1 protein-coding gene is annotated in these 443 nt (G+C 68.2%); it reads right to left on the bottom strand.

The genetic code is table 11. From position 1 onward, the window contains the following. Window positions 1-443 (bottom strand): carbohydrate binding domain-containing protein (locus N869_RS16060; RefSeq protein WP_035063424.1); only part of this gene is annotated, 443 nt, incomplete at both ends.

Below are 443 nucleotides of genomic sequence, written 5' to 3'. Positions count from 1 at the left end.
ACCGGGGTAGGTGTACGAGGCCTCGACCTGGTGCCACTCGCCGGACGTGATGCCGTTGAACTGGCCGATGGTCGAGAACGTGCTCGAACCGGTCTGGATGCTCAACCAGATGTCGTCGGTCGACTCACCCTCGGCCATCTTCACCCAGGCGCTGATGTCGTAGGACGCACCGGCCTCGAACTGCTCGGCGAAGTCCTGACCGATGCCCGAGCCCTGGCTCGTGCGGTCGGTCACCAGGGCAGCCTGCGCGCCCTCGTAGGCCTCCTCCGTGGTGATCTCGACCGTCGGGGTGCCGGTGCCGTCGGCACGCGGGCCCCAGCCCTGCAGACCGTCCTCGAAGTCGAAGACGAGGTCGAGGTCGGTGAACACCGGCGGCTCGCCGTCGTCGTCGCCGTCGTCGTCACGGAGCTCGGGGCCGGTGATCAGGACGGTGTCGACCAGGA

It is taken from the genome of Cellulomonas bogoriensis 69B4 = DSM 16987 (assembly GCF_000767165.1).
GTDB classification, from domain to species: domain Bacteria; phylum Actinomycetota; class Actinomycetes; order Actinomycetales; family Cellulomonadaceae; genus Actinotalea; species Actinotalea bogoriensis.
This window is presented reverse-complemented; position numbering and strand designations above follow the sequence as displayed.